Here is a 22,413-nt window from a genome sequence, read left to right as displayed (position 1 = left end):
TTTATGATATAATCAAAAAAATGCTACTATTTTACGAAAGGAGTATCGTGATGTTATACAAGAAAAACCAGACTTCTTCCCTTGATCCCAAACTCTTTCAGAACCCGACCAGCGAATACCGCGGAACGCCTTTCTGGGCATGGAACTGCAAGGTGTCAAAAGAAGATGTGGACCGTACCTTAAACGCTTTAAAAAAGATGGGCATGGGCGGCGCCCATATTCACAGCCGTACCGGCATGGACCTTCCCTATCTCGGTAAAGAATTTATGGAGATGGTTCATTATTCCCATGAAAAAAGCAATGAGCTTGGCATGATTACCTGGCTTTATGACGAGGACCGCTGGCCCTCCGGCTACGCAGGCGGTCTTGTGACAAAAGACCCTGCATTCCGTCAGCGCTTTCTGGTCTTTTCCCCGGAAGAACTTCCTCTCCATGAAGAGGTAAAAGCCGAGGAGGGCGGCTCCTCCGCAAGAGCCATCAGCAGCGGAAACCGGGAGTTCCTTGGCAAATACGCCATCCGCCTGGAAAACGGCTATCTGACCAAGTACCACCGCCTCTCCGCGGAAGCTCCGGTGCCCGAAGGCTTTGAGACCTGGTATCTCTATCGGGAAATCTCCGGCGATAACGCCTGGTTCAACGATGAGGCTTATGTCGATACCCTCAATCCCAGGGCAATGGACAAATTCATCGAGATCACCCATGAGGCGTACTACCGGGAGCTCGGCGATTCCTTCGGCGACACGATTCCTTCGATCTTTACGGACGAACCGCAGTTCTGCCACAAGTCCACCCTGGGCTTTGCCGAGGAAAAAAAGAAGGTTGTCCTGCCCTACACGGACGATTTCAACGAGACCTACAAGGCCGCTTACGGTTCCGATTTCTTTGATACCTTCCCGGAATGTATCTGGGAGCTTCCCGACGGCCGGGTATCTGCAAACCGCTATCACTATCATGACCATATCTGTGAGCGCTTCGCCAACGCCTTTGCCGACAACATCGGCGGCTGGTGCCATGAGCACGGAATCGCCCTTACCGGTCATATGATGGAGGAGCCCACCCTGGCTTCCCAGACTGCCGCTCTCGGCGAGGCTATGCGTTCCTACCGCTCCTTCGATCTTCCCGGCATCGATATGCTCTGCGATTCCAGAGAGCTGACCACTGCCAAGCAGGCTGAAAGCGCTGTCCATCAGTTTGGCTACGAGGGTATGCTCAGCGAACTCTACGGCGTTACCAACTGGGATTTTGATTTCCGCGGCCATAAGCTGGCAGGTGACTGGCAGGCTGCCCTCGGTGTCACGATCCGCGTCCACCATCTGGCTTGGACCTCCATGGCAGGAGAAGCCAAACGAGATTACCCGGCTTCCATCAGCTACCAGTCCCCCTGGTACAGGGAATATCACCTGATCGAGGACTATTTCGGCCGCCTGAATACCGCTCTCACCCGCGGTTCTGCCGAGGTGGAGGTCGGCGTGGTTCATCCCGTGGAATCCTACTGGCTCTACTGGGGCGCCCGGGAGCAAACCGCCGGCATCCGCCAGGAGATGGATTACAATTTCCAGAAGCTTACCGAATGGCTGCTCTACGGCCTGATCGATTTTGACTTCATCTCCGAATCCCTCTGGAAGGATCAGACTCCCGAGGAAATGCTGACCTCCGAAGGTGATTTCCTCATTGGAAAAATGAAATACGACGTGATCGTTGTTCCCAACTGTGTCACCTTACGGAAAACCACACTGGATCGCCTGAAAGCTTTCCAGGCCAAAGGCGGCCATGTCATTTTCACCGGAACCATCCCCAGCCATGTGGATGCCCTGCCCTCTAAAGAAGTTTCCGCTTTCGCGGACACCTGTGAGAAGATTGTGTTTGCAGAAAATACCCTGCTGACGGCTCTGGCGCCTTACCGCAGCATCGATGTCCATAATGATTCCGGCCTTCGGGTCAGAAATATGCTCTCCCAGCTCCGGAACGACGGAGACAACAAGTGGCTCTTCCTCTCTCACTGCAACAAGATGCCCAATCCGGATCTTCCGAGGAAAGAAGAACTCCTTATCAAAATAAAAGGCAATTACCGTCCGACCCTCTACGATGCCATGACCGGAGAGATCCGCGAGGTTCCCTTTGAGCAGAACGGCGGAAATACTTTGATCCATGAGACCGTGTACGACCACGACTCTCTCCTTTACCTTCTGACTCCCGCCTGCGATGCCGGCGTTTCCGCAGAAACCGTTCAGGAAACCGCTGCCCCGGAGACAACCCTTACGCTTCCGGAGCTTATGGACGTCACCCTCGAAGAGCCCAACGTACTGATTCTCGATCTGGCGGAAGCACAGTTTGACGACGGTCCCTGGCAGAAAAAGGATGAAATCCTCCGGATCGACAACAAATTCCGTGCGCTGGTCGGTTATCCCCTCCGTACAGAAGCCTTCCCGCAACCCTGGGTACATCCGGAAACAGAAGAGATCCGTCATCATCTCGCGCTCCGTTTCCATATCCAGTCGGAAATCACTGTGAAAGCGCCCTCGCTGGCCCTGGAAAATGCCGACGAAACCACGCTGATCTTAAATGGAGAACCGGTTCCCTCCAAAATAACCGGCTATTATGTCGATCCCGCGATTAAAACTGTCGCTCTTCCCGACTTAAAACCCGGGGAGAATGTCCTGGAACTTAAGATGCCTTACTACAATAAATTTAATGTGGAAGCACTTTATCTTCTGGGCAATTTCGGTGTCCGCACAGCCGGTCAGACCGCAGTGATCACCGAGCCTGTAACCCGGCTGACCTTCGGAGATATCTGCTCCCAGGGCCTTCCGTTCTATGGCGGAAACCTCACCTATCAGGTTCCCATTACCGTAGACAAACCCTGCAGCCTTAAGATCGAAGCTACCCAGTTCCGCTGCCCGGTTATCAAGGTTGCTCTGGATGGCGAGGACAAAGGACGGATCGCTTTCTCGCCCTACAGCCTTACCATCGATGAGGTGAAGCCGGGAGAGCACCTTCTCTCCATCACCTCCTTCGGAAACCGCGCCAACACCTTCGGCGGCCTCCACAACTGCGACCACACCGCTACCTGGGGCGGACCGAACTACTGGCGCACCACCGGCGCTGCCTGGGCTTATGAATATCAGCTGAAACCCAGCGGCATTCTCATAAGCCCCGTGGTAACAGAGAAATAAAAAAGATCTAAAAAAGAGGATGAGACCTTTTCTTTCGTCTCATCCTTTTTTATTTTACTATGAAAGTCCCGGACGGCAGCCATGAATAAGCCATGCTTGCATGAGCGAATTCATGGATATCGGACGGGCTAGACCGTATGAGTAAGTAGGGCGATAGCCCGGATTACGAATGCGGTCGGCAGCTGTGGGAGCGCCACAGGCGCGAAACAGCTGTTTTTTATATATGGTAATGTCGCCGGTAGGCGACATGTCCGTTTTACTATTTCCACAGAATCTCTATCGGTCCCAAAAGTCCCGTGGGCTCCTGTACCCAGTAGCGGTCGAAGGGATTCTCGTGATGGGCCTTTTCCAGGGTGTTGATGACCTCCACCACGATCTCGTTTTCTCCTGGAAGAAGACTTCCTTCCGGCAGATAAAAACGATAGGGCGGGCAGATCGCCTCTCCGACTTTCTGACCATTCAGCCATACGATCGCCGTCTCATAGACTTCTCCCAGCGAGAGCACTGCCTCCCGGGCCTCTGCGCCATCAAAATGCAGGCGATAACGGATCGTTCCGGAAAAGTCCGGCATTTTATCCGGAGCTGAGAGATCGCAGAGCGTATGCTCCTCCACTGCTTTAAAGGCCGGATAAGTATCATAGCTGCTGCTTTCCATGGACCAGCCGCTCTCCGGAAGCCCGAGAATATTCCACCCGATTGTCTCTTTCATCTTCCTGTTTTCCACACAAGCCTCTGTGTTTTCCCCAAACACAACGAAAATCGACTCATAGGGGCGGAGGAGCAGCTTCACTTCTCTTCCTTCTTCCTCACCGCTTAAGAAAACTCTCTGCTCTGCTTTCAGAAGCTCGCCTGACATCGGATCATAGAAGCAGGCTTCCCGGTTATCATGGAAGCGGATCTGAACGGAGATTGTGTCCGTCAGACCTTCGTTGACAAAGAAGTACCGGTCAATGCTTCCCTTCCGATAATGATAATAAGCCAGATGTTCTTTCTTTTCCAGCGGGATGATATCCTTGATATTCAGGCTCTCGAGCAACGGAATCAGCGTTTCCTCATCGCATCTCAGCATGCCGTCCCGGGGAATAAATTCACTGCCAAAATAGCTTCTTTTCGGATAATCTTTCAGGAAAATCACAGGCAGGCCTTCCTCTGCCAGCTCCCGCAGCCGCTCGGTCAGCCCGTGGGGAAGATATTCTGCGTAGGGCACAACCAGTACCCGGAAGGACTCGCTGTTGATCTGAAGCATTCCGTCTTTCATACTGCTTTTTTCCCGGTCTGTCAGAATATCACTCCAGACCACCTCACAGTCGATCTGATTCTGCATGAGGAGCTTGACGACTTCCTCGAAGGGCTGATATTTTCCTCCCCACTCGGCCTCCGCATGGTAGAGAACCGCCGCCGGAGCGATATGCTTTCCTCCGGAGATCCGGTCGCAGACGCGGTTTGTATAGGCCGACCACTGATGAAACGCCCGGAACTGGGGATTCAGGCCTCTCGCATAGAAGTGCGGCGGGCAGTCTGGAGCCGGGAATTTGGCCGGTGAAAAAGCATGGGGGACGATATGGTTAATTCCGCGGACGCACATGGCATCTGTGATCCACTTCATCGCTTTGAGTCCCTCGGACCAGCCATAAGCGCCGAAGGCCTCACAGATGGAATTTCCCTGTTTCTTCGCATCCAGGTTCGCACTGGAGCTCGCCATCTTGGAAAGTCCCCAGTGGTTAAAGGTCGTATCGTAATTATTAAAGGCGGTCCAGAAATTTCCTTCCGTTCTTCCCGGATAAATGTTATTGACCACGTCGATTCCTGCTGTGTCCATTCCATCCATGGAACGGAAATAGTGGCCAGAACCATAGCCAAGCCTTGCGTGGGCGCCGTTTTCTTCCACCACATGGCCGATCAGCCGGACCTGATGGGCTCTGCACCAGTCTCCGAGCTGTCCGACAAAATACTTCTGAAATCTTCTGGAAACCGTATCCATGTATGCATAGCGTACATCCGGTGTTTTCTCGCCGCAGTCAAACCAGAGCGCCGGAAGATAACGCTTCATGTCTCCCATGCCATAGTCGGAAAGCTCTGCAAGCAGCGTCTTTGACCAGGGGAGCACCATGTCGCTTCCGATGTTCTTATCATATCCCTGGCAGTTTCCAAATCTTGGCTCATCGGTGAAAAAGCCCTTTATCGTCTTTCCGAACTCATCCTTGAAATGACGGTAATGTTCCTCATAGATCAGATCCAGGTAGGCCCTGGTGCCCTCGGGATCGCAGGGGTTCAGATAATCTTTCGTCCATTCCTCGCCTCCGTTTTTCGTAATCTTGATAACGAAAATCCGCCACTCTCCCTCCGGGATATCCCAGTACAGGATTCCGTTTTTCACATAGTCTGAAAGGTCGATAAGCGTATCTCCATCGAAGCGGTCTTTATGGTCGATACGTTTTCCTGCCAGCACACAGAGAAGTTCTTCCTCTGGACGCAGCCACGCATCAATGAGGACGGAGCGGCTTTTCGCCGGACCCAGGGCGTCGATGCTCTGAACGGCCATATACCGCTTGGTAAGCTCCGGATATTTTTTCACCAGGAGACCGTTTGCTTTTCCGCTGGGATAATCGCCGTCGTCAAAAATCCACATCTCCATGTCCAGCTTTTTCGCCTCGTCCAGAAGAATCGTCAGATCCTTCCACCAGTTTTCCTCCAGATAATCCGGATGGGGTCTGGCCTCCACAATAAAGCCGCCGATTCCGTTTTCCTTCATCCGCTGAAGTTCTTCTCTCAGTACCGCTTCCTCCTCATGATGCTGCCAGAAAAGCGGACAAAGGTAGCTTTTTTCTGTATTCATATGTCAGGATACCTTCTCTTTCTGAAATTATAGGACTTCAATTTCTTCCGGTGCGTCCACTGTCGTCTCGATGCTGCCGTCCGCCTGTTTTACATGAGAAACTGTGATTTCTCCGTAGGGAGTGGGATAAGTTCCTTTTGCCCATTCAAGATCGCCCAGATGCGGCTCCACTTTGATTTTTTTACAGCCCGGCTCCAGAATCTTAACGCCCAAGACATTCTCTGACAGCCAGGGAGTTACGCCGCTGGCCCAGCCATGGCAGAGGCTGTGGCGGTAGCCCTTGTAGCAGAAGCGGCCGTAAGCGCCGTGGACGTCGATCTGGCCTTCCTTCGGCAGTTCATCAATACGCGCTGCGTCTTTCATCCAATCCACATCAAAATCTTCCCAGAAGGTCGTTGCTCCCAGACTCAGCATACCGCCCCAGTATTCCCGGATCGCCTCCAGACAGCCCTCATAGTCGCCGGCCATCGCCCGGGCAGTCAGAATATAATATCCCATAAAGGTAGACATGCCCTTGGCTCCGCCTGTTTTCAGCAGCTTTTCGTTGGTTTCCTTCGCATCCTTCGCTCCGACCATAACGAGAAGCGCTGCCGCCTGTTTGTAATCCTCCGGATCGGTCTCATAGGAACGGAGACGTTTCAGGTCTTCCTCACACTGAGCTGCCCGGTCTTTTTCCCCGAGAATCTCAAAAATTTCTTTCAGACTTTCCGCCGCCCAGATATGAATCGCCTGTACGCCGGCATCCACAATCTTCTTTTTCCCCTCGGAAGGCCAGTCCAGAAATCTTCCTTCCTTCACCGTGTCCTGCCCCTTCTTATCGATATGGGCAGAGAGCAGATCAGCGACTCCTTTTAAGTAATCCTTCTGTTTTTCCAGAAATTCTTTCTTTCCCGTATAGAAAAACCAGTCATGCACAATAATGACATACCACATGGAATAGCTGGCCATATTGTTCATCCAGCCCGGAAGCGGCGTTTCCTTCCGGATAAAATCCAGACTTTTCTCCACCGCATCGTCCTCTCCGAATACCGCCTTGATCGTCGTAACCTCCGGATGCATGTCGCCTACCCAGACAAGGCGGTCCCTCTTGATTCCGTCCCAGATATATTCCTGCATATTCAAATGAACCGTATAAGCGCCCACATCCCAGATCCGGTTCAGCAGTGGATCGCTGCAGGAAAAGCTTCCCCGGTAAGGAACATCCTTATAGAGCATGACCGCACAGATGCTCTTGATCACCAGTACAGCCTCCGGCTCCAGAAGATCAATCCGCACAAAACGGAAACCCGTTTCTCCAATGGGATTCATGCTCATCATTCCGACTTCCACCACCAGATCTCTTCTGGCGTGGTCGTTCGTGGCATTGGTCTTACCCCCCAGCTCACTCATAGCCTCCGCTGCGGATTCCCCGAAACGGACCCGGACCTTTGCCCCTCTTTTGGTGCTGTCCAGCCAGGCCAGAAGAGAGATTCCGCCATGGATCTCAATTCCGTAATCCAGAAGGATGGAGGCCTTCTCTCCTTTTTCATTTTTCAGAATACAGGGCTCGTGAGCCGCCAGAGAAATCTGCATTTCCTCTTTTTCCAGAAGCCTCCGGCTGTTTTCTACCTGTCCTGCAGTCCAGAGAATCCGCTTCGGAAAAAGAAAGCTTCTGGATCGGACATCTTTCTTGCTGTTTTTCAGGGTCTCTTCATCCAGAACCCGGAAAATATCGTTTCTTTCCCTTTTATCCATTTATTTCTCCTTTATTTTTAAAAAAAGGAGGAAAGCTTCCACCACTTTCCTCCTCTACAGTTATCCGATTAGTTGTACTATTCGATTGTCTCTGTTTACTCGATTCCGTCCGGAAGCTCGCAGCCAAGCTGCTCTGCAACGGCTTTGATATTCTCTCTTCCGCCCTGATCCAGCCACTCGTTTACATAGGTATCCCACTCGTCGAAGCTTCTCTCACCGGTTGCGAATTTGTATTCCTGAGCGGATACAAACTCGTTGAGGTTCGGCTGAATCTCTGCCGGAAGGGTGTAAAGCAGGCCGGTATTCTCCCAACGATCCATCTCTGCAAGTGCTGCATTGCTGTTGTTGATCGCATCTGCTCTCGGCTGTGCTTCTTCGCTCTCGGCATACTCATCCTGCCATTTCAGGGTGTAACCGAAGTTCTGCCATGGAGCCAGTGCCAGGTTATCAGTACCATAGGTTCCGTTGAATCCCGGATGATCCTGAGATACATAGCAGAAAGATCTTCCGTCTTCTTTGTACTCTCTTACGTCGCCGTCATAATCCGGATATACATCCAGTCCACCGCCCTGTACAGTCTGGAAATAAGCTTCTCCGCCGTAAACCATTGCGTCGAGGATATGGCAGATTCTCATAAGCTTGCCGTCGTCGCCTTCTACGTTAGATTTCGGGATTGCCAGCAGTACGCCCGGGTTTCCGCCTGCTCCGCCTTTACCATTTTCAAAAGGCATGGAGGGAAGGAAGGCCCAGTTTGCAGCTTTGGATGCATCGTTGCCCTGGAAGGTTACATACTCCTGATACAGGTTGCTGGCCGGGTAACGAACCATACCAATCTTATCATTCAGAGTGTAGGATTTTGCCTGCTCCCACTCGATGGAGTACCAGTCAACAGGCAGAACGCCCTCGCTACACAGTTTGTTGATAAATTCCAGAGTCTGCTTGCGGGTGCCGTTCAGCATCGGAACAGATAATTTGCCATCTTCGCCAACGGTGTAGTTGGGGTTGCCGTATGCGGTGCCAAAGCCGTCCAGCATACCAAGTCCGGAACCGCCGCCTGCTCCCAGCATGAAGTAGGTGTCATCCTGTCCGTTTCCATCCGGATCATTGAAGGTACAAGCTTTCGCATACTCAAGAAGTTCTTCTTCTGTAGTCGGCATCTCCATGCCAAGGTTGTCCAGCCAGTCCTGACGAATTGCCAGATTCCAGATATCGCCGTCCTGGATCGCATATTTGGTCACGAAGGGGATGGTTCCATCTTCCATGGTGGAATACTGAAGCAGTGTCTTCGTCACGAATTTCTGGGTCTGAGGCATATAGGGGTACATATCCTTAGCGTCCACCAGCAGTCCCTGTCCGCCAAGAGTAAAGCCCATCTCTTTGGAGCTGAGGGTAATCAGATCCGGCACATCTCCGCCTGCAAAAGCGGTGGAAAGGAAGGTTTCCTGGTCGGCGCTTGCTACGGTCTCAAAGCTCAGGGTCACGTTATATTTCTCTTCCAGCCATGCCTTAATGGGATCGTCATCAGGTACGGTAGCACCATAGTTATAGGTTTCAAATGACAGATCATAATGTACGCTCATATCATCATAATCATAATAGCCATCCTCTGCCTGTGTGGGGCTTGCCGGCATAGCATCCGGGAACTCAATGTCCTCAAATGCCGGTACCGATGTTCCCTCGGAAGCTGCCACCGTCATTCCTCCTGCCAGGGTTGTCGTCGTCAGGGCCATTGCCGTTGCCGTCGATAAGATTCTTTTCACCTTGTTCCTCTTCATAGTTTCCACTCCTTTTTTATATTTTTTTACATAAGGCGGGCTTATACCAGTCCACCATTAAGTTCTCTTTTCCTGGGAAAACTCATCCCTTTACAGAGCCCGTATACATGCCCTTTACGAAATATTTCTGAAGGAAGGGGTATACGCACAGAATCGGTAATACCGCAAGGATAACGCTGGCCATCTTCATACTCTCGGAGGTCATCTTTGCATAGGTATTGATGTTTTTCATGATATCCGCGTTGTTGCTCTTCTGAAGCAGATTTCGGATTACGAACTGAGCTGGCCATACGGCGGAGTTTCTGGAATTGTAGATCATTGCATCCATCCAGGAGTTCCAGTGGGCAACTGCTGCAAACAGTCCCAGCGCGCACAGAGTCGGTTTCAGAAGGGGGATTGCGATATGGATCATCTTCTGACGCTCGTTCGCTCCGTCCAGCTGTGCGGATTCCATGATATCCATCGGGATACCTTCCACAAAGAGCTTGCACACCAGAATGCCATAGGTATTTGCCAGGCTCGGAACGATGTATACCCAGAAGGAATTCAGAAGATGCAGGTCTCTGTACAGAATGTAGGTCGGGATGATTCCTCCGCTCAGTACCATGGTCGTGATGAAAAATACCATGATGCCGTTTTTAAAGGGAAGATCTCCGATTGCCAGAATGTAACCGACCGGAACCGTCAGAATCAGTGCGGTGCAGACACCCATTGCCGTTCTCACGATCGTGATGCCCATGCCGGAAAAGAAGTCCTTATTCTTAAGCAGGTATTCATAAGCGGCTAAAATCGGCTTCTGCGGAATGATAACGAAGAAATTTCGCTGGATCATCTCGCCCTCGGATGTGAAGGACATGCCGACCACATACAGGAAGGGAATCAGGCAGCAAAGTACCAGAAGTCCTACCACAACTGCAATGAAAATCTGGTAGGCAATTTCCTCGCGTGACATTTTAATTTTTATGCCCTTCGGAGCTGTATTCTTTTTCATTATGCCTCTCCTCCTTCCTTAGAACATTCCACGGCCGGTTGCTTTCTTTGAAATCTTGTTGGCTGAGAGAATCAGTACCAGACTGATCACGGCCTTCAGCATGGATACCGCTGAACCGACACCGTACTGCATCTGGCCTAAGCCAACCCGGTATACCCAGGTATCAATGACATCTCCCACCTCATATACTGCGGAATTATAAAACAGAAGAATCTGTTCAAAATCATTATTCAAAATATTACCCAGCGCCATGATCAGTGAAAAGGTGATGACTGGCTTCATGGCCGGGAACGTAACTGCCTTTACCCGCTGAAGCGGTCCTGCTCCGTCGATCTTTGCTGCTTCATACAGCTGGGTATCTACCGAAGTCAGAGCGGCAAAGTATAAAATCGTGTTCCAGCCGACCTCTTTCCACAGCTGAGAACCGATCAGAAGCGGAACAAAGGCTTTTGAGGAAGTCAGGAAGTTTTCCGGCTGCCCTCCGAACATGCGGATGATTCCATTCACAAAACCGTTTCCTGAGAAGAATGCATACACGATACCATAAATGATTACCCAGGAAAAGAAATGCGGAATGTATACCATCGTCTGACAGAACTTCTGATACGCTTTATTCTTCAGATCAAAAATAGCGATGGTAAGAAGAATCGGCGGAATCGTGGTGAAGACCAGACGACAAACACTGATGAACAGCGTATTTTTCAGAAGTTTGAAAATCTCCGGATTGCTGAATACATATTTGTAGTTCTGCAGGCCCACCCACGGAGCGCCGGAAATCGTACTTCCTATTTTCATTTCCTTGAATGAAAGCTCAAATCCCCAGAAAATCGGTATATACAACATCACAAAATAATAGGCCATTGCAACAAGCAGTACCAGATATAAGAGCTTGTATTTTTTAAGTCTTTTTACCAATGATTTCATTTTTATGCTTTGTGTTTTAGTCATATTTACCACCTTTCTGTGAGAGCATGTATATATTATATACAAAATCACGATATCCGGCAATCTCCATACTTCATATATTTTCCATCAAAATCACTGTTTTCTCTCACCGAAGAAAATACCAGAAAGACTTACATTCTCTCCGCGGATATGATCTATCCGGAAACGGGCCGACCGGTCATAGCGGTAAATGAAGTAGACGCCGCCGCGGTAATCGTGAAGAGCCTGAAGAGGTGCAATGAGGTTTTTCGTCTGCCCGTCGAACAGCTCCACCATCAGCTCCCGGCCCCCACGGTCCCAGTCGGCGAAATAAAGGGCCACCGTATATTCCCGTTCCTTCCGAAGGTCAATATCGACCGTGAAGGTCTGACAGCAGGCGATATCGTCCTCGCTCTGGTAAGCCCCCAGGGACCGTCTGCCTCTGCCGGAAGCCCTGTAAAATAGAGATAATCCGGCTCCCAGCCGTTCATCCCAGCCAAAAAAGCTGAGGGACGGGTGGGTTCCGTAAATTTCATACGCATGGTCAAGGCGCGCCGTCGCTTCGGAGAGAAGGCTCTTCGTCCCCGCCGTATCTCCGGAATATTCATAATAATCAATCAGGCTTAAGATCCAGTAGAGCTCATAGCTTTCAATCCCGTTGGAGCGCACTGCCGTATAGCGCAGATTTTTCAGGATAAAATCATAATTGCCGAAGGCAGCCAGCGAAGCCGGCTGTTCTTCTCCGGAAAAGCTGCCTTTTTCAACATAAGAATAGGGTTCTTCAATGGGGGACTCTCCAAAAATCGCTCCGGAAGTCTGCATGAGTACCGAAAAAATTTTCTCCTTCATATCAACTACACCTTTCGTCATTTTTAATAACAAAAACATTTTTTTCACCTATTATATCAGCAAAATATCCAATTAGCATCCATTTTTTACAAAAAAGGATCCTACTGGCATCTTTCACTATAAGTATGCTATAATGCTCTTCAGAAAACATGCGCGAGCAAAAAAGGAGTACTTCCATGGAGATTCTCAATCTTACCTCAGAAAGTATCTTTCCCTCAAAAGATCTACCCTTTTATATCGGAAAATACTATCACACAAATTTTTCCGACTTAAAAATACATACCCATGATTTTATCGAGATCGTCTATGTCTATGACGGAAAAGGGTATCATATTTACAACAACGTCACCTATCCCGTATCCAAGGGAGAGCTCTATATCATCAACTCCCGGACACCCCACTGTTTTTATCCCACGGACAAAAGCAATTCGGAGCATCTGGTTGTCTACAACCTCTGCTTTCTCCCGGAATTTATCAGCAGCATCAATATTCATCTCCCCATCCTTGTGGAACTGACCGATATTATGCTGTATAAATCGCTCTACCCCGACGAAATCATCTACAGTCCGGATCTCAAACTGAACGGCTCTATGCGGACCGAGATCGAACAGCTCTATGAAAAAATGTACCTGGAATTTACTTCCAAAGGCATCAATTATGTGGAGCTTCTCCGTCTTTCCCTCTGTGAGCTTCTTCTCAAGATTCACCGCTTTTATCGGCAGAATCATGCCTCGCCGGAGAGCGCTGTCATCAAATACCGCCATCAGCTGATCCCGGACTGCATCCAGTATCTCAGGGAAAATTATTCCAAAAAAGTCACAATCGAAGAGCTGTCCAACAACTTCTTTCTGAGCAAAAGCTACCTCTCCAGCCTTTTCAAAAAGGCCACCGGCTCCGGCGTCGTGGAATATCTGCAGCATATCCGCATTGAACGGGCCTGCGAGCTTCTCACCAATACCACGCTCTCCATCACGGAGATCAGCACCCAGGTTGGCTATACGGATTACCGCTTTTTTAATAAATCTTTCAAAAAAATCACCGGTGTGACTGCCCATGAGTATCGGAAAAAGAATGAATGATAAGACGCAAAAAGGAGCCTCCCTTTCGGGAAGCTCCTTATTTTATAAGAAGGATTTGGCTGTCTTAAATTACTCAGCGATGGCTTTGAATGCCTCGTCCAGGTCCTCGATGATATCGTCGATATTCTCGGTACCGATGGAGAGACGGATGGTGTTCGGTTTGATACCCTGGTCTGCAAGTTCTTCCTCGTTGAGCTGTGCGTGGGTTGTGGAAGCCGGATGAATAACAAGGGACTTCACGTCTGCCACGTTAGCCAGCAGTGAGAAGAGCTCCAGGTTATCGATGAATTTCTTTGCAGTCTCAGCGTCGCCTTTGATCTCAAAGGTGAAGATGGAACCGCCGCCATTCGGGAAATATTTCCTGTACAGTGCCTGCTGCTCCGGATCGTCGGAAACAGAGGGATGATGTACTTTCTCTACCTGCGGATGATTATTCAGATACTGAACAACCTTCAGGGCATTTTCTACATGACGTTCTACACGAAGGGACAGTGTCTCAAGGCCCTGCAGGAAGAAGAATGCATGGAAGGGAGAGATCGTTGCTCCCGTGTCACGAAGGAGGATCGCACGGATCTTGGTCACGAAAGCAGCCGGTCCTGCAGCTTTGGTGAAGCTTACGCCGTGATAGCTCGGGTTCGGCTCCACAAGTGATGGGAATTTGCCGCTTGCCTCCCAGTCAAATTTGCCGCCGTCCACAATGACACCGCCGATGGTGGTTCCGTGGCCGCCGATGAATTTCGTAGCAGAGTGAACCACGATATCCGCACCGTACTCGATGGGACGTACCAGATACGGAGTTGCAAAGGTGTTATCCACTACCAGGGGGATTTTGTGAGCGTGGGCGATGGCCGCGAGTTTCTCAATATCTACCACATCGGAATTCGGGTTTCCGAGGGTTTCCACATGAATGGCTCTGGTATTCTCCTGGATGGCATTCTCCACCTCCTCATAGTTAAACGGATCTACGAAAGTAGTTTTGATACCGTACTCCGGGAAGGTGTGAGCCAGCAGGTTGTAGGTGCCGCCGTAAATGTTCTTTGCGGCAACGATGTGCTCACCTTCATGAGCCAGGTTCTGAAGAGTGTATGCGATAGCTGCTGCACCGGAAGCGACAGCCAGAGCTGCTACGCCGCCTTCGAGAGCTGCGATTCTTTTCTCAAAAACATCCTCGGTCGGGTTGGTCAGACGGCCGTAGATGTTTCCTGCGTCACTCAGACCAAATCTGGCTGCTGCGTGATCGCAGTTGCGGAATACATAGGAAGAAGTCTGATAGATCGGAACGGCTCTTGCGTCAGTTACCGGATCCGGCTGCTCCTGTCCTACATGAAGCTGTAAGGTTTCAAATTTTAAATTTCTGTCTGCATAATGTTTTTTACTCATGATCGATACCTCTCTCTATTTTCAACCGTTTTTTATAATTCCTATCTGTTTACGCGGATATCATATCATGCTTTCCAAACCCTGTCCAATAGTAAAAAAAAGCAGCCAGATATAGGTTTTTCCTATATCCAGCTGCCTTTATTAAGTTCGACCTGCAGACAGTAATCTTCTTTGTCCTGCTGCCATTCCAGAAGATCGGCCAGGGTCGTGTGATCCACAACGTCGTTGACGGCGTCGCTGATCTTTTTCCAGAGCATGGCCGTGGCGCAGGTGGACACCCGGTCACAGCTTCCGTCCTCCGCACAGTCCACAGGAGCCAGACTGCCCTCAGTCACCCGGAGAATCATCCCGACTGTGTACTCTTTGGGATCCATTTTCAGGAGATAACCGCCCTGGGAACCGCGGACGCTCTTCACATAACCGGCCCGGTTCAGGCTGGAAATGATCTGCTCCAGATATTTTTCAGAAATATCCTGTCTTCCCGCAATGTCCTTGATGCTCACCGGCTTTCCGTTCCCCTCCGTAGCCAGATCCAGCATCAGCCTCAGTGCGTATCTTCCTTTTGTCGAAATTTTCATATAACCTTCTCCTTTTTCCAATACATTTGTGCTTAGTACAGTGAATAGATACTTAATTTTCACTGTACTACTGGGACACATGACAGACAGCCCTAAGCTCCTCCAGATATTTCTGTCCCAGAGGACTTAAGGCAATGCCTTTCCGCTTCAGGTAGCCGATAGTCATGGTTTCATCGGATTTCAGCCGGACAGCCCCGTAATCTTCTCCGTTCAGCTCCTCGCAGAGGATGCCGGAACAGAGCGTGTAGCCGTTGAGGCCCACCATCAGGTTCAGCATCGTCGCCCGGTCATTGGCCCGAACCAGCCGTTTGTACTGATAAGTGCTTAATACTTCTTCTGCAAAATAAAACGAGTTGTTGGTTCCCTGGTCAAAAGAAAGACAGGGATAATCTTCCAGCTCTTCCAGCGCAATTTCTTTTTTATCTGCCAGAGGATGGCCCTTCCAGAGATACACATAGATGCCGCAGTCCTGGATCGGCCAGAACTCCAGATTAGACTCTGCAAAAAGTTTTGTCAATACCTTCCGGTTGAAATCGTTGAGATAGAGGATCCCGATCTCGCTTTTGAAATTCCGTACGTCCTCGATGACCTCATAGGTCTTTGTCTCATGAACGGCAAACTCATACTCGTCCATGCCGAACTGTTTCACCATCTCCACAAAAGCCTTTACCGCGAAGGTATAGTGCTGCATGGAAACGCTGAATTTCTTTTTGACATCTTTTTTCTCGATATAGCGGTCTTCCACCAGCTGGTACTGTTCCACCACCTGTCTGGCGTAACCGAGAAACTCTTCTCCCTCCGGCGTCACTGTCACGCCCCGGTTTGTCCGCTTGAAAAGCTCAAGTCCTATCTCATTTTCCAGCTCCTTGATCGAAGTGGAAAGGCTGGGCTGTGAGATAAAAAGGGAGCGGGAAGCTTCATTCATGGAATGGGTATCTGCGACACAGATGGCATAGCGCAATTGTGCCAGCGTCATGGAAATCCCTCCTTTTCATGGAAACGCCCCAAGGCAGCAAGTGCCCTGGGGCTCCTTTTTTCTTATATAGATTACTCGTAACTATTCAGAAGCCACTATTCCGCGAGGTGTTTTGGCATGAATATGCCAAAATCCCGAGGGTTGCACGCAAAAATCCCATCGCCGAAGACGATTTTCATTGGATTTTTGCTCGTAACTGTGAAGGTACTGAACAGTTACGATTACTCCTCAGTAAAGAGCGGTGTGGAGTAGTAACGGTCTCCGGTATCCGGAAGCAGAGCCACGATGGTCTTGCCTTTGTTTTCCGGGCGTTTTGCCAGCTGGATAGCTGCATAGAGAGCTGCGCCGGAGGAAATTCCAACAAGGATTCCCTCTTTCTTTGCCATCAGTTTGCCGATGCGGAAAGCATCCTCATTCTCTACCGGGAATATTTCATCGTAAACGGAAGTGTTCAGTACCTCCGGAACGAAGCCGGCGCCGATACCCTGAATCTTGTGAGCGCCTGCGGTTCCTTTGGACAGAACCGGAGAGGTTGCCGGCTCTACAGCGACTACTTTCACGTTCGGATTCTGTTTTTTCAGATATTCACCGGTTCCGGTGATGGTTCCGCCGGTTCCTACGCCTGCTACGAAGATGTCAACGGCTCCGTCGGTATCGTTCCAGATCTCCGGACCGGTGGTCTCAAAGTGGATCTTCGGGTTGGCCGGGTTTACAAACTGGCCCGGGATGTAGCTGTTCGGGATCTCTTTTGCCAGCTCGTCAGCCTTTGCGATGGCGCCCTTCATTCCCTTGCTGCCCTCGGTGAGCACCAGCTCTGCGCCGTAAGCTTTCAGGATGTTTCGGCGCTCCACGCTCATGGTATCCGGCATGGTCAGGATGACACGATAGCCTTTTGCTGCTGCGATAGATGCCAGGCCGATACCGGTGTTTCCAGAGGTCGGCTCGATGATAACGGAACCCTCTTTCAGCTTGCCGGCAGCCTCAGCCTCCTCGATCATGGCTTTGGCGATACGGTCTTTTACGCTTCCTGCGGGGTTAAAATACTCCAGTTTTACGAGAACGGTTGCTTCCAGGTTCTCTTCTTTCTCAATGTTTACAACTTCCACCAGGGGAGTGTTTCCTACCAGACCAATGCTTCCTTTATAAATCTTAGACATTTGAAATTCCTCCTTATTCTTAAATCCTGGCGGTCATTTTTCACCAGGTTATTCTTCTTTGGACCGTAAAATTCTTCCTCCGCCCAGAACCTGATCTCCGTCGTAGAAGACCACGGCCTGACCCGGGGTGATGCCCCGCTGCGGCTCGTCAAAGACAACTTTTACCCGTTTTTCATCAATCGGTGTCACCGTAGCCGGCGCTTCCTTCTGTTTGTAACGGATCTTTGCACAACATCGAAAAGCCCCCCTCGGATATTCGCCGGAAATGAAGTTCAGCTCGCCTGCCTCCAGAGTATCCTGAAACAGCCGGTCGTTGGGAGCCAGGACCACCTTGTTTTTGTCCAGATCCTTGCGGCATACATAGAGCGGCTGGGGAAGAGAAAGCCCCAGGCCCTTCCGCTGGCCGATCGTGTAATGGATGATGCCTTTGTGATGGCCCAGCACTTTTCCGTCCTCGGTGACAAAATCTCCCGGCTCAAAGGGACTGAATTTCCCACCCTCTTCTTCTTTTCCGGTACGCTCACAGTAGCCTTCAATGAATTTTCCGTAATCGCCGTCGGGCACGAAGCAGATATCCTGGCTGTCATGCTTGTGGGCATTGAGAAGGCCGTTGGCCTCGGCGATTTTTCTCGCTTCCGTCTTTTCATAGGTTCCTAACGGAAACAGAGTGTGCGCCAGCTGCTCCTGAGTCAGGTTGTAAAGCACATAGCTCTGATCCTTCGTGGAATCCAGCGCTTTCTTCAAAATGTATTTTCCGCTCGTTTCATCATAGGAAATCCGGGCGTAATGGCCGGTCACCACATAATCGTAACCCAGCTCTTCCATCCGCCGCATGAGAGCCCGGAACTTGATCCGGTGGTTGCAGTCGATGCAGGGATTCGGCGTTCCGCCCTCGATGTAGGTATCCACAAATCGCTGGATGACTTCTTCCTCAAATTTATCTTTAAAGTTCAGTACATAGTAGGGCATGTCCAGGGCCTGGGCGACAAACCGGGCATCCTCCACATCCTTCAGGGTACAGCAGGTTTTCTCCGAACTGACTCCGATCTCTTCATTATCGTAAAGCTTCATTGTCACGCCCATACAGGTGTAACCCTGCTGCTTCATCAGACAGGCCGCCACGCTGGAATCCACTCCGCCGCTCATGGCGATCAGCGCCTTTTTTCCATTCTGCATCGTCTCACCTCTTTTCCTACTTTGTCGGTAGGAATAGTATACTTTCTATTTTTTGTTTTGTCAATACATAATCTAACACTTTTATTCTATCACATCTTGTGCAGGAAAGCCAAACCACATTTGCACTTTTTCCCGGTCCATGGTAAACTTTAAGAAAAGCCTACAAAAGGAAGAAAATCCCATGAAAGACCCGAAAAATAAGAAACCTCTTCTGAAAAAACAAATACTTTTGATCTTAGGTCCCACCGGGGCTGCCGTTCTCGTTCTGCTGGTGATCCTGCTCGCCCGGTCCTTTGCCGGAAAAGGCGATGCCACCACCGTTTCCAACGACCAGCCGGATACGCTGGAGGCGGAAAGCGCCAGTGCCCAGCCTGAGACTCAGCGCTTCTCCGAACCGGTGTCCCTCACGGTAAGCATGGCCGGGGACTGCACGCTGGGAAAAGACGAGGCCTTCAACTATAGCACCAGCCTCAACGCCTACTATGATATGTACGGTCCCACCTATTTTTTCCAGAATGTGAAATCTATTTTTGACGCGGACGACCTCACTGTGGTGAATTTCGAGGGAACCCTCACCGACTCCACGGAGCGGAATGGCGAAACCTTCGCCTTCAAGGCTCCTGCCGAATACGCCGAGATCCTCACCGACGGCGGCGTGGAGGCTGTCAACGTGGCAAACAACCACAGCCACGATTACGGCGACCAAGGCTTTGCCGACACGAAGGAAAATCTGAAAAATGCCGGGCTCATCACTTTCGGCTATAACGAGACGGCCCTCGTCGATGTCAAAGGCGTCAAGGTCGGCCTCGTGGGAATTTATGAGCTCCATGATCATCTGGAGCGAGAATACCAGCTGCGGGTCAACATCCAGAAGGTTCAGGCCGAGGGTGCAGACCTGGTCTTCGTGATCTTTCACTGGGGAAATGAAAAAGATACGGTTCCCGATGAGAACCAGGTGACTTTAGCCAAACTCGCCATCGACAACGGCGCCGATCTCGTGGTCGGGCACCACGCCCATGTGCTCCAGGGCGTCACCACCTACAAGGGAAAAACCATCGCCTACGGCCTCGGAAATTTCTGCTTCGGCGGAAACTCCTCCCCCAGCGATATGGACACCATGATTTTCCAGCAAACCTTCACCCTGGGCACCGACGGAAGCGTCACCTCCGAAGAACCGAACCTGATCCCCTGCCGGATCTCATCGGATTACTCCATCAACAATTATCAGCCCACGCCGGCCACCGGCGACGAGGCGGACCGGATTTTGCAGAAGATCCGGGATCGGAGCGAAGGACTGGGATAAAAGAAAGCCTGCAGACCGCTGAAATACAGTGCAATGGTCTGCAGGCTTTCTCTTTTTGCCACTATTTTACATGGATATCCATGCTTCCGCTGCGGAAGCCTTCGAGGTCCAGGGTCAGGTAGGGGACGCCTACTTTTTTCAGGATGGACAGGACTTCTTCCCTCTGTTCCAGAATCGCCGGAAAGGAGGCGCTGTCCACTTCCAGGCGGGCAATCTCGCCGTGGACACGAATGCGGACGTTTTTCAGGCCTAAGTTTCTTAAGGCTTCCTCACCCTCGCCGATCCGTTTGAGAAGAGCCATATCGATCTCCGTTCCATAGGGAAGGCGGGTAGCCAGGCAGGGAGAAGAGGGTCGCTCTGCCACGGAAATACCGAGCTCTTTGGCGTAGGCCCGGATCTCTGCCTTGGTGAAACCGGCCTCCATGAGGGGGCTTTTCACGCCCAGCTCTTTTACGGCCTGGATGCCGGGGCGGTACTGTTTCAGGTCATCCTGGTTGGTGCCTTCCATGACAACGGCTGCATCGTGGGCTCTGGCAAAGTCCAGGAGACCGGAAAACAGGGATTTTTTGCAGAGATAGCAGCGGTTCTTCGGGTTGAAACGGATCTCCTCCTGTTTCAGCTCATCCACGGAAATGATCTCGTGGATGGAGTGATTTTCCCGGGCCACCCGGGATGCGATCTCCCGGTCTGCCTTCGGATGGAGCACCGTGTCAAAAGTCACCGCATAAAGCTTTGTTCCGTTGCGGTCTGCCGCTTCCTGAGCCAGTTTCAGGATCAGGCTGCTGTCAATTCCACCGGAAAATGCCAAGCAGGCGTTTCCCTTCGTATATTCATCCAGAAGTGCTTTTAATCGTTCTTTCTTTTCTTCCATGCCTCTTCCACCGCTTTCTGATAAATTTCCTGATAAGATCGGCCCGTTTCCTGAACCAGTCCGCGGATGCTGTCGTATTCCGGGTAAATATAAGTTTCCCCGGCTGATGTACAGATTTTAAGCTCTACTTCCCCATATGGGGTCATGACCGTTTCCTTTTTTCTCGGAAGGATCCTGCGGACCTCTTTTCGTTTCCGAAGACCGATGGCCGTGGTCTGGTGGAAAATGACTTCCTCCAGCGCAGAAACCTTCTCTTCTTTACAGAGAACCTCCAGCTTACAGGCCGGGCGGTTTTTCTTCATATAAATGGGCGTGTAATTCACATCCCTGGCCCCTGCTGCCAGCAGAAGCTCCATTGTAAGTCCCATCATCTCTCCGGTGCAGTCATCCAGGTTGGTTTCCAGCACCCATATCTCATCCTCCGTTTCGTCGGAGGAACTCTTCTTCTGGGCGGAAGAACCGTTTTTCTGCGAATCTCCGTCTGCATTTACAGATCTGGTTGGCTCTTCCACAGCGTTTCCTGCCGGCAGGCCATTCATGGCCGGCTCGATGATCATGGCCCGCAGAAGGTTTGCATGGGGGAAATCTTTCTTTCCGGCGCCCATGCCGATCTTACGGATCACGAAAGTCTTGGGCAGGCCTTTTTTCGTACGGAGGGCTGCTGCAATCGCCGCTCCGGTGGGCGTTACCATCTCGCCGGAAACATTAGTGATCGCAAGATCCAGCTCTTCTGCCGCTGCGATTCCCGCCACAGCCGGGGCTGGAACCGGGATTCTGCCGTGCTGGCACCAGACGTGGCCCTGGCCCTCATAAATCGTGGAAACGTAAGTCTCCGTAATGCCCAGATCCACGGCGCAGGCCGCCGCGCCGACGATATCCACGATGGAATCCACAGCGCCGGTCTCATGGAAGTGAACCTCCTCCAGAGGACAGGCGTGAACCCGGGATTCTGCCTCGCCGACAATGCGGAAGATCTTCTTCGCCAGAGCGCGGACCTCCTGTTTTAAGGGAGCCTCGTCCAGCATGTGCATGATGTCGGCGTAGTGACGGTGGACGTGATCATGATGATGGTCGTGAGCTTCCGGACCGTGGGTGTGGGGATGATCGTGGGAGTGATCGTGACAATGGTCTGCAGGGGCGTGATCGCTATGGGTGTGCTCGTGAGAATGCTCATGGTCATGGGAGTGGCCTTCTGCGCTGTGGCAGTGCTCTGAGTGCTCTGCACTGTCCTCGTGCAGGTGCTCGTGAGAATGCTCATGGGCTTCGCCGTCATGGAAATGCTCCTGGTGCTCATGTGATTCTTCACCATGGATGTGCTCATGCACATGGCCCTCTCCATCATGACAGTGCTCTGCTTCATGATCATGCTCATGAACATGTGCTTCGTCGTGAGCATGGTCATGGGCTTCCTCTTCCAGAATCACATCAAAGTCACAGGCATCGATCCCGCATTTTTTCGTCCGCCCGATCGTTATTTCATACCCGTTCAGCGGCAGGGCCTCAAGAGCTGCCCTGAGGGCCTCCTCTCGCGCACCCAGATCCAAGAGTGCGCCCACTGTCATATCCCCGCTGATACCGGAGTAACATTCCAGATATAAGGTTTTTCCCATT

16 protein-coding genes are annotated in these 22,413 nt (G+C 51.0%); 3 read left to right on the top strand and 13 right to left on the bottom strand.

The genetic code is table 11. The annotated features are described in order from the left end of the window. The first annotated feature begins 50 nt into the window (after positions 1-50). Positions 51-3,173: a type 1 glutamine amidotransferase family protein gene (locus LKD71_RS00785; RefSeq protein ID WP_227613978.1), complete on the top strand. Its 3,123-nt coding sequence runs from the start codon at positions 51-53 to the stop codon at positions 3,171-3,173. Between the two features lie 259 nt (positions 3,174-3,432). Here the strand turns inward: LKD71_RS00785 and LKD71_RS00780 are convergent, their stop codons facing one another. The 6 genes from LKD71_RS00780 to LKD71_RS00755 form a co-directional block, all read right to left on the bottom strand. Then, entirely contained in the window at positions 3,433-6,009 is a 2,577-nt protein-coding gene (locus LKD71_RS00780) for a glycosyl hydrolase (protein WP_227613977.1), read from the bottom strand. Positions 6,010-6,036: 27 nt separating this feature from the next. Continuing rightward, positions 6,037-7,743 (bottom strand): alpha-L-rhamnosidase-related protein, encoded by a 1,707-nt coding sequence (locus LKD71_RS00775; RefSeq protein WP_227613976.1) that lies wholly within the window; start codon positions 7,741-7,743, stop codon positions 6,037-6,039. A 95-nt stretch (positions 7,744-7,838) separates the two neighbouring features. Beyond that, positions 7,839-9,518 carry an extracellular solute-binding protein gene (locus LKD71_RS00770; RefSeq protein ID WP_227613975.1) on the bottom strand — a complete coding sequence of 560 codons (1,680 nt, stop codon included), beginning with the start codon at positions 9,516-9,518 and terminating at the stop codon, positions 7,839-7,841. 82 nt (positions 9,519-9,600) lie between these two features. Further along, positions 9,601-10,509, bottom strand: coding sequence for a carbohydrate ABC transporter permease (locus tag LKD71_RS00765; protein WP_227613974.1), 909 nt, complete (start codon positions 10,507-10,509; stop codon positions 9,601-9,603). An 18-nt stretch (positions 10,510-10,527) separates the two neighbouring features. Next, the gene (locus tag LKD71_RS00760) at positions 10,528-11,457 is read right to left on the bottom strand and encodes an ABC transporter permease (RefSeq protein ID WP_227613973.1); all 930 of its coding nucleotides are present in this window, start codon (positions 11,455-11,457) and stop codon (positions 10,528-10,530) included. A 90-nt stretch (positions 11,458-11,547) separates the two neighbouring features. Further along, positions 11,548-12,282, bottom strand: a complete 735-nt coding sequence (locus LKD71_RS00755) for a hypothetical protein (protein WP_227613972.1) — start codon at positions 12,280-12,282, stop codon at positions 11,548-11,550. Positions 12,283-12,458: 176 nt separating this feature from the next. On the opposite strand from LKD71_RS00755, the gene LKD71_RS00750 reads away from it, so the two are divergent. Beyond that, a complete protein-coding gene (locus LKD71_RS00750) occupies positions 12,459-13,361 on the top strand; it encodes an AraC family transcriptional regulator (RefSeq protein ID WP_227613971.1) in 903 nt (300 codons plus the stop codon). Between the two features lie 69 nt (positions 13,362-13,430). On the opposite strand, the gene LKD71_RS00745 is transcribed toward LKD71_RS00750, so the two are convergent. The 5 genes from LKD71_RS00745 to mnmA form a co-directional block, all read right to left on the bottom strand. After that, the gene (locus LKD71_RS00745; protein ID WP_227613970.1) at positions 13,431-14,741 is read right to left on the bottom strand and encodes an O-acetylhomoserine aminocarboxypropyltransferase/cysteine synthase family protein; all 1,311 of its coding nucleotides are present in this window, start codon (positions 14,739-14,741) and stop codon (positions 13,431-13,433) included. Between the two features lie 122 nt (positions 14,742-14,863). Continuing rightward, on the bottom strand, positions 14,864-15,319 hold the full coding sequence (locus LKD71_RS00740; protein ID WP_178046585.1) for an RrF2 family transcriptional regulator: 456 nt from the start codon (positions 15,317-15,319) through the stop codon (positions 14,864-14,866). Positions 15,320-15,386: 67 nt separating this feature from the next. Further along, the gene (locus LKD71_RS00735; protein WP_178046584.1) at positions 15,387-16,295 is read right to left on the bottom strand and encodes a LysR family transcriptional regulator; all 909 of its coding nucleotides are present in this window, start codon (positions 16,293-16,295) and stop codon (positions 15,387-15,389) included. Positions 16,296-16,516: 221 nt separating this feature from the next. Next, a complete protein-coding gene (cysK, locus tag LKD71_RS00730; RefSeq protein ID WP_178046583.1) occupies positions 16,517-17,452 on the bottom strand; it encodes a cysteine synthase A in 936 nt (311 codons plus the stop codon). A 48-nt stretch (positions 17,453-17,500) separates the two neighbouring features. Further along, positions 17,501-18,628, bottom strand: coding sequence for a tRNA 2-thiouridine(34) synthase MnmA (mnmA, locus tag LKD71_RS00725; protein WP_178046582.1), 1,128 nt, complete (start codon positions 18,626-18,628; stop codon positions 17,501-17,503). Between the two features lie 181 nt (positions 18,629-18,809). Between mnmA and LKD71_RS00720 the strand changes: the two genes are divergently transcribed. Beyond that, positions 18,810-19,931: a CapA family protein gene (locus LKD71_RS00720; protein WP_227613969.1), complete on the top strand. Its 1,122-nt coding sequence runs from the start codon at positions 18,810-18,812 to the stop codon at positions 19,929-19,931. A gap of 61 nt (positions 19,932-19,992) precedes the next feature. On the opposite strand, the gene larE is transcribed toward LKD71_RS00720, so the two are convergent. Then, the gene (larE, locus tag LKD71_RS00715; RefSeq protein WP_178046580.1) at positions 19,993-20,802 is read right to left on the bottom strand and encodes an ATP-dependent sacrificial sulfur transferase LarE; all 810 of its coding nucleotides are present in this window, start codon (positions 20,800-20,802) and stop codon (positions 19,993-19,995) included. Then, complete coding sequence (gene larC, locus LKD71_RS00710) at positions 20,778-22,412, bottom strand: nickel pincer cofactor biosynthesis protein LarC (protein ID WP_227613968.1); 1,635 nt, start codon at positions 22,410-22,412, stop codon at positions 20,778-20,780. The genes larE and larC overlap by 25 nt, the downstream gene beginning before the upstream one ends. Between the last annotated feature and the right edge of the window lies 1 nt (position 22,413).

It is taken from the genome of Fusicatenibacter faecihominis (assembly GCF_020686945.1).
In the GTDB taxonomy this organism is placed as follows: domain Bacteria; phylum Bacillota; class Clostridia; order Lachnospirales; family Lachnospiraceae; genus Limivivens; species Limivivens faecihominis.
Note: the sequence above shows the minus strand (reverse complement) of the source record. Positions and strands in the feature narration are given on the sequence as shown.

What these genes read in the sequence shown, in the direction of transcription:
- LKD71_RS00785 (WP_227613978.1), top strand. Translation starts at nt 51, where the DNA reads ATGTTATACAAGAAAAACCAGACTTCTTCCCTTGATCCCAAACTCTTT.
- LKD71_RS00780 (WP_227613977.1), bottom strand. Translation starts at nt 6,009, where the DNA reads ATGAATACAGAAAAAAGCTACCTTTGTCCGCTTTTCTGGCAGCATCAT.
- LKD71_RS00775 (WP_227613976.1), bottom strand. Translation starts at nt 7,743, where the DNA reads ATGGATAAAAGGGAAAGAAACGATATTTTCCGGGTTCTGGATGAAGAG.
- LKD71_RS00770 (WP_227613975.1), bottom strand. Translation starts at nt 9,518, where the DNA reads ATGAAGAGGAACAAGGTGAAAAGAATCTTATCGACGGCAACGGCAATG.
- LKD71_RS00765 (WP_227613974.1), bottom strand. Translation starts at nt 10,509, where the DNA reads ATGAAAAAGAATACAGCTCCGAAGGGCATAAAAATTAAAATGTCACGC.
- LKD71_RS00760 (WP_227613973.1), bottom strand. Translation starts at nt 11,457, where the DNA reads ATGACTAAAACACAAAGCATAAAAATGAAATCATTGGTAAAAAGACTT.
- LKD71_RS00755 (WP_227613972.1), bottom strand. Translation starts at nt 12,282, where the DNA reads ATGAAGGAGAAAATTTTTTCGGTACTCATGCAGACTTCCGGAGCGATT.
- LKD71_RS00750 (WP_227613971.1), top strand. Translation starts at nt 12,459, where the DNA reads ATGGAGATTCTCAATCTTACCTCAGAAAGTATCTTTCCCTCAAAAGAT.
- LKD71_RS00745 (WP_227613970.1), bottom strand. Translation starts at nt 14,741, where the DNA reads ATGAGTAAAAAACATTATGCAGACAGAAATTTAAAATTTGAAACCTTA.
- LKD71_RS00740 (WP_178046585.1), bottom strand. Translation starts at nt 15,319, where the DNA reads ATGAAAATTTCGACAAAAGGAAGATACGCACTGAGGCTGATGCTGGAT.
- LKD71_RS00735 (WP_178046584.1), bottom strand. Translation starts at nt 16,295, where the DNA reads ATGACGCTGGCACAATTGCGCTATGCCATCTGTGTCGCAGATACCCAT.
- cysK (WP_178046583.1), bottom strand. Translation starts at nt 17,452, where the DNA reads ATGTCTAAGATTTATAAAGGAAGCATTGGTCTGGTAGGAAACACTCCC.
- mnmA (WP_178046582.1), bottom strand. Translation starts at nt 18,628, where the DNA reads ATGCAGAATGGAAAAAAGGCGCTGATCGCCATGAGCGGCGGAGTGGAT.
- LKD71_RS00720 (WP_227613969.1), top strand. Translation starts at nt 18,810, where the DNA reads ATGAAAGACCCGAAAAATAAGAAACCTCTTCTGAAAAAACAAATACTT.
- larE (WP_178046580.1), bottom strand. Translation starts at nt 20,802, where the DNA reads ATGGAAGAAAAGAAAGAACGATTAAAAGCACTTCTGGATGAATATACG.
- larC (WP_227613968.1), bottom strand. Translation starts at nt 22,412, where the DNA reads ATGGGAAAAACCTTATATCTGGAATGTTACTCCGGTATCAGCGGGGAT.